This window comes from Bacillus sp. JJ634 (assembly GCF_036962285.1).
Classification (GTDB): domain Bacteria; phylum Bacillota; class Bacilli; order Bacillales; family DSM-1321; genus Peribacillus; species Peribacillus asahii_A.
Genome location: NZ_JBALMU010000151.1, coordinates 1 through 6,909 on the forward strand (window position 1 = coordinate 1; position 6,909 = coordinate 6,909).

Sequence of the window (6,909 nt, forward strand, 5' to 3'; positions counted from 1 at the left end):
CTGATTAAAAAACCTCCAATTAGTGGAGGTTTTTTAATCAGATTATGTGGCTCTCTTTTTTAAAGTGTTTTATCGTTTAAGCCCTCTTATTAACAAAATTACGTAACCAAGTTATTGTTTAAAAAAAGGGAATATAAGCGATATTTGAAATTCTATAGTAGAAACAGCTACAATAAAAGCGGTACATAAGAAAATATGTTTGATGGAGAGGATGTGAAGGATTGAATAAAGGAAAGAAAATTGCTGAAGGCGGTATGCTTTTAGCTCTGTACAGTATTTTATTATTTATAACGATACATATCCCGTTCCTAGGAATGATTACTTTTTTCTTGTTACCTATCCCTTTTGTATTAGTAATAATTAAAGAAACCATTTCTTGGTCAATCGGATTTTTAGCTGTGGCCTCTGTACTGGGGATCATTATTGGAACTATTTTATCCTTGCCTACCGTTTTGTTAACGGGAGTAATGGGAATCGTTATCGGATATCATGTAAAACATAATAAATCAACAATTCAGATGTTTATTAGTTCAGTTCTTGCTTTTATAGTCGGGAGTTTACTTATCCTTATTGCCACGAATATCATATTAGACATGAATGTAGTAGATGAAACGTTAACGATGGTTGAAGAATCGATGGAAACATCCTTTGATATGATGGATATGCTTGGGCAAAATGTAACAGATGATATGAAGCAGCAAATGCGTGATTCGATTGAGATGATTCCAATGATGATTCCAAGTATGCTAGTTATTTCTGCAATGGTAATGGCGTATATATTCATTCTAGCTTCTCAACCGTTTATCAAACGATTTAGTGACAAAGTGGTGAAATGGCCGCTTTTTCGTGAACTTCGCCTGCCCAAAAGTATTTTATGGTATTATTTAATTACACTTGTAGCTACTTTTTTCATGAATACGGATGATCATAGCTATGTGAATATGGCGATATTAAATTTGATGTTTATTTTGCAATTATTTATCCTTTTACAAGGTTTTTCACTTATTTTTTATATAAGTTATGTGAAGGGTTGGGGAAAATTTGTACCCATCTTAATTACCATTGTATCGTTACTAAATCCGATTTTCCTTACTATCGTCCGGATATTAGGTATAATAGATTTAGGATTTCCGTTTCGTGAGGCAATTACGAAGTCGAAGTAGCTTTAGTAAACCAGATGCTTTTAGGAGCTGAAATTATGCCATCTTTTTTTAAGGAGCGTTCGATACGATCTCCGTTGTATGGGCTGTTTATTGTCGCTGTTTTATGTATAGGTATGTTTGCGTATTATAATTGGATAATCGCAGCCATTGGAGTAGTTGTCGTATCAGGCTTATTTTATTTGACGATACAAAAAATGATTCTGCATCAACGTCGAACAGAAGAGTATATTACAACCTTATCTTACCGATTAAAGAAAGTCGGTGAGGAAGCCTTATTAGAAATGCCGATTGGGATTATGTTAATTAATGAAGATTATTATATTGAATGGACAAATCCATTTTTAGCGTCTTGCTTTGCCGAGGATTCGCTCGCAGGAAGGTCGCTGTATGATGTCGCAGATTCTCTTGTACCGCTTGTAAAGCAAGAAATTGAGATGGACATAGTGACATTAAACGAGCGTAAATTTAAAGTCATTCATAAACGAGATGAACGATTACTGTATTTCTTCGATGTGACAGAGCAAGTAGAAATAGAAAAAACGTATGAAGACGAAAGAACGGTTATTGCAACGATTTATTTAGATAACTATGATGAGTTAACACAGGGCATGGATGACCAACGTAAAAGCAGCCTGAATAGTTTAGTTACTTCTTTGCTTGATAAATGGGCAAAAGAAAATGGTGTGTTTTTGAAACGAACATCATCTGAGCGTTTTATAACGGTCTTCAATGAAAATATTCTTCATCAGTTAGAAAAAGGAAAGTTTACAATATTAGATGAGATTCGCGAAACGACAGCGAAGCAAAATGTTCCGCTAACTTTAAGTATTGGTGTTGGTTCTGGTGTTTCTTCTTTACCTGAGCTAGGAGCTCTTGCTCAATCAAGTTTAGATTTGGCATTAAGCCGTGGTGGAGACCAAGTTGCAATTAAGCAGTCAAATGGAAAAGTAAAATTCTTTGGCGGTAAAACAAACCCGATGGAGAAGCGCACAAGAGTGCGGGCTCGCGTTATTTCTCACGCTTTAAAGGACATGGTACTTGAAAGCGATAAAGTGATTGTTATGGGTCATAAAAATCCAGATATGGATGCGATTGGATCAGCCATTGGGATTTTAAAAGTAGCTCAAATGAATGAGCGCGATGGATATATTGTCATTGATCGACAACAGCTCGATAATAGCGTTCGTCGTTTAATGGCTGAAATTGAAAATAAGCCGGAATTATATACACGCTTTATTTCACCGGATGAAGTATTAGAGATGGTTACGGATGAAACATTGCTTGTTGTAGTGGATACACATAAGCCATCGATGGTGATGGATGAGCGCGTGTTAAACCGCATCGATAAAGTAGTTGTGATTGATCATCATCGTCGTGGCGAAGAGTTCATTAATCATTCTTTACTTGTTTATATGGAGCCTTATGCATCTTCAACAGCCGAGCTTGTGACCGAATTACTTGAATATCAACCAAAACGAAGTAAAATTGATATGCTGGAGTCAACAGCGCTGCTTGCTGGAATCATTGTGGATACGAAAAGCTTTACACTTCGCACAGGCTCACGTACGTTTGATGCTGCGTCTTATTTGCGGGCACGTGGAGCGGATACTGTTCTTGTGCAAAAGTTTTTAAAGGAAGATGTTGATACGTATATTGAACGAGCAAAGTTGATTAAGGAGGTTTCCTTTTATAAGCAAGGGATTGCGATTGCCACCTCTAAAGACAATGCCATTCATAATCAAGTATTAATTGCGCAAGCAGCCGATACACTTCTCTCAATGGATGGAGTATTAGCATCATTTGTGATAGCAAAGCGTTCTGAAGACACAGTTGGAATCAGCGCCCGTTCACTTGGTGATATTAATGTTCAAGTGATTATGGAAATGCTGAACGGAGGCGGCCATCTTACGAATGCAGCAGCTCAGCAAATTGGCTCTGTTGAAGAAGTAGAAAAAAGATTGTTTGAAGCTATTGATGAATACTTAGAAGGAGGACAAAAAGAATGAAAGTTATATTTCTAAAAGATGTAAAAGGTAAAGGGAAAAAAGGAGAAGTGAAAAACGTAGCGGACGGCTATGCACATAACTTCTTATTAAAGCAAGGATTAGCAGTAGAAGCGAATAATGCAAATATCAAAACATTAGAGGCACAACAAAATAAAGAGCAAGTGCTAGCTGCAGAAGAGTTACAACAAGCAAAAGAGTTAAAAGAAACGTTAGAGAAATTAACAGTTGAGCTTTCTGCAAAGGCAGGAGAAGGTGGTCGATTATTTGGATCGATTACAACGAAACAAATTGCTGATGAACTTCAAAAGAAACACAGTATTAAAATCGACAAACGTAAAATGGATTTAGCAGATGGCATTCGTTCTTTAGGACATACGAAATTCCCAGTAAAACTTCATCATGAAGTAACAGCTACACTAACTGTTCATGTAAAAGAAATTAAGTAAATCTAGTGTGATTTTAAGTAGTAGAAAATTTTACTCCTATCTTATCTGTAGAAAATTGATAAAATAGAGATAGACGAAAAAATGTGATTGGGCAATACGTCCTTTCACTTTTTTCTTTTTCTATGAATAGTAGATAAAATCGTTATCGTGTCTTACGCTTATTGTTAATAAGGTAAGAGAGTATAAAATTTTCGATATGTTTTGGTGTCTAGCTCCGGGCGCTATCGGTTCTATGGTCTAGACGAGCACTTCAGAAGGCAAAGAACGCCCTTAGCGCTTGTCATTATGCTTATTGCCGATAACGGGCGCCTTGGGCTTTTCTTAATAACCTCTGAGAACAGGAGGCTCTTAAATATGAATGAACAATTTCAAGATCGTATCCCGCCACAAAATATAGAAGCAGAGCAGGCAGTGTTAGGTGCGATTTTTCTAGAACCTTCGTCGTTGACAGTTACGTCTGAGGTATTAATTCCGGAAGATTTCTATCGTAGCGCACATCAGAAAATCTTTAATGTAATGCTTAAGTTGAATGATGAAGGAATGGCTGTTGACTTAATTACTGTAACAGAAGAATTGGCAGCCACTAAAAGTTTAGAAGAAATCGGCGGAGTTACGTATTTAAGTGAACTAGCTGGTTCTGTGCCGACTGCGGCTAATGTCGAGTATTATGCACGTATCGTTGAAGAAAAGTCATTGCTGCGTCGCTTAATTCGAACAGCAACGAATATTGCTCAAGAAGGATATAGTCGTGAGGATGAGGTAGAGGATTTACTTGGTGAAGCTGAAAAAAATATTATGGAAGTCGCCCAGCGTAAAAATAGTGGTTCATTCCAAAATATTAAAGATGTGCTTGTGCGTACCTACGATAATATTGAAGAACTAACAAACCGTAAAGGTGATGTCACAGGGATTCCTACCGGCTTTGCTGAATTAGATCGAATGACAGCTGGGTTCCAGCGTAATGATTTAATTATTGTTGCGGCTCGTCCATCTGTTGGTAAAACTGCATTTGCGCTAAATATTGCTCAAAACGTTGCAACGAAAACAGATGAAAACGTTGCAATCTTTAGCTTGGAGATGGGAGCAGAGCAGCTTGTTATGCGTATGCTTTGTGCGGAAGGAAACATTAATGCGCAGAACTTACGAACGGGCGCTTTAACGGATGAGGACTGGCGGAAGCTTACGATGGCAATGGGAAGCTTGTCTAATGCAGGTATTTATATTGACGATACACCAGGTGTTCGAATCGGTGAAATTCGTTCCAAATGTCGCCGTTTGAAGCAGGAGAATGGCCTTGGAATGATTTTGATTGATTACTTGCAGTTAATTCAAGGGAATGGCCGCTCAGGTGAAAATCGTCAGCAAGAAGTATCAGAAATTTCACGGTCGCTTAAAGCGTTAGCTCGAGAACTCGAAGTGCCTGTAATTGCCTTATCACAGCTTTCACGTGGTGTAGAGCAACGTCAAGATAAGCGCCCAATGATGTCGGATATTCGTGAATCAGGAAGTATTGAGCAAGATGCTGATATCGTTGCGTTCTTATATCGAGACGATTACTATGATAAAGAATCCGAGAATAAGAATATTATTGAAATTATTATTGCTAAACAAAGGAATGGTCCAGTAGGTACTGTCTCGCTTGCTTTTGTTAAGGAGTATAATAAGTTCGTTAATCTAGAACGTCGTTTTGATGACTCTAATATGCCGCCAGGAGCGTAGAATAATCCTCGCCTCACGTTTAGTGGGCGGGGGTTATTTTATATAGCGAATAAAAGTTCAAAGGAATCGAAAAAGACGGGCAATGATAGAGGTATTACCCTCTATTAATATAGAAATATACGAACAAATATTTTATAGGATTTTATAATGTTCGGAAGTTTGTTGACTTTCCATTTCTCTTCTTGGTAAAATAGGTTTGTTTGATAAGGAATAGTTAGTGAACCTTTGGAGGTGCTTTAATAAAATGTCATCAGTTGTAGTCGTTGGTACACAATGGGGAGACGAAGGTAAAGGTAAAATTACAGATTTTCTATCCGAAAGCGCGGAAGCCGTTGCACGTTATCAAGGTGGTAATAATGCAGGGCATACGATTAAGTTTAACGGAGTAACATATAAACTTCACTTAATTCCATCAGGGATTTTTAATAGTGATAAAATCTGTGTCATTGGTAATGGGGTTGTAATTGACCCAAAAGCTCTTGTCACAGAGATTGCTTACCTGCATGAGCATGGAATTAGTACAGATAATCTTCGTATTTCTAATCGTGCGCACGTAATTCTTCCATATCATATTAAATTAGATAGAGTAGAGGAAGATCGCAAAGGTGCAAATAAAATTGGAACAACGATAAAAGGAATCGGACCTGCATATATGGATAAAGTCGGACGTGTTGGTATCCGTATGGCAGACCTTTTAGAACGTGAGATTTTTGAAGAAAAGTTAACGAAGAATCTTGTTGATAAAAATCTTCTGTTTGAACGTTTTTATGAAACAGAAGGATTTAAAGTTGAAGATATTTTAGATGAATATTATGAGTACGGACAACAAGTTAAGCAATATGTTTGTGATACTTCTGTTGTTTTAAATGATGTACTTGATGAAGGAAAACGCGTATTATTTGAAGGTGCTCAAGGAATCATGTTAGACATTGATCAAGGTACATACCCATTCGTTACTTCATCTAACCCTGTAGCTGGTGGTGTAACAATTGGTTCTGGTGTAGGTCCAACAAAAATCGACCATGTAGTAGGTGTATGTAAAGCCTATACAAGCCGTGTTGGAGATGGTCCATTCCCAACTGAATTACATGATGAAATTGGCCACCAAATTCGTGAAGTAGGCCGTGAATATGGTACGACAACAGGAAGACCACGACGCGTAGGTTGGTTTGATTCTGTCGTTGTTCGTCATGCTCGTCGTGTAAGCGGTATTACAGATCTTTCTTTAAACTCTATTGACGTATTAACAGGGCTTGAAAAAGTGAAAATCTGTGTTGCTTATAAATATCGCGGTGAAACAATCCAAGAGTATCCTGCAAGCTTAAACGCAATTTCAGAATGCGAACCAGTATATGAAGAGCTTCCAGGCTGGACAGAAGATATTACAGGATGTAGAACACTAGAGGAGCTTCCAGCTAATGCACGTAACTATGTAGAGCGTGTATCTGAATTAGTCGGCGTTCCATTAGCTACTTTCTCTGTAGGTCCTGATCGTACACAAACAAATGTTGTTAATAATCCTTGGAGATAATGATTGCATAGATGACAAAAGGCTGGATATCCAGCCTTTTGTCA

The 6,909-nt window shown here is 37.6% G+C and carries 5 protein-coding genes; all 5 read left to right on the forward strand.

Annotated features, from left to right (window positions below; genetic code table 11):
* The first annotated feature begins 221 nt into the window (after window positions 1-221).
* The 5 genes from V7068_RS19490 (at window position 222) to V7068_RS19510 (ending at window position 6,865) form a co-directional block, all read left to right on the forward strand.
* A complete protein-coding gene (locus tag V7068_RS19490) occupies window positions 222-1,163 on the forward strand; it encodes a YybS family protein (RefSeq protein WP_499714164.1) in 942 nt (313 codons plus the stop codon).
* Between the two features lie 35 nt (window positions 1,164-1,198).
* Window positions 1,199-3,169 carry a DHH family phosphoesterase gene (locus V7068_RS19495; protein ID WP_499714165.1) on the forward strand — a complete coding sequence of 657 codons (1,971 nt, stop codon included), beginning with the start codon at window positions 1,199-1,201 and terminating at the stop codon, window positions 3,167-3,169.
* On the forward strand, window positions 3,166-3,615 hold the full coding sequence (gene rplI / locus V7068_RS19500; RefSeq protein ID WP_499714166.1) for a 50S ribosomal protein L9: 450 nt from the start codon (window positions 3,166-3,168) through the stop codon (window positions 3,613-3,615). Before V7068_RS19495 ends, rplI begins: the two co-directional genes overlap by 4 nt.
* A 354-nt stretch (window positions 3,616-3,969) precedes the next feature.
* A complete protein-coding gene (dnaB, locus tag V7068_RS19505; RefSeq protein WP_127762371.1) occupies window positions 3,970-5,334 on the forward strand; it encodes a replicative DNA helicase in 1,365 nt (454 codons plus the stop codon).
* A 244-nt stretch (window positions 5,335-5,578) separates the two neighbouring features.
* On the forward strand, window positions 5,579-6,865 hold the full coding sequence (locus V7068_RS19510; protein WP_252292402.1) for an adenylosuccinate synthase: 1,287 nt from the start codon (window positions 5,579-5,581) through the stop codon (window positions 6,863-6,865).
* Window positions 6,866-6,909 lie beyond the last annotated feature (44 nt).

What these genes read in the sequence shown, in the direction of transcription:
- V7068_RS19495 (WP_499714165.1), top strand. Translation starts at nt 1,199, where the DNA reads ATGCCATCTTTTTTTAAGGAGCGTTCGATACGATCTCCGTTGTATGGG.
- rplI (WP_499714166.1), top strand. Translation starts at nt 3,166, where the DNA reads ATGAAAGTTATATTTCTAAAAGATGTAAAAGGTAAAGGGAAAAAAGGA.
- dnaB (WP_127762371.1), top strand. Translation starts at nt 3,970, where the DNA reads ATGAATGAACAATTTCAAGATCGTATCCCGCCACAAAATATAGAAGCA.
- V7068_RS19510 (WP_252292402.1), top strand. Translation starts at nt 5,579, where the DNA reads ATGTCATCAGTTGTAGTCGTTGGTACACAATGGGGAGACGAAGGTAAA.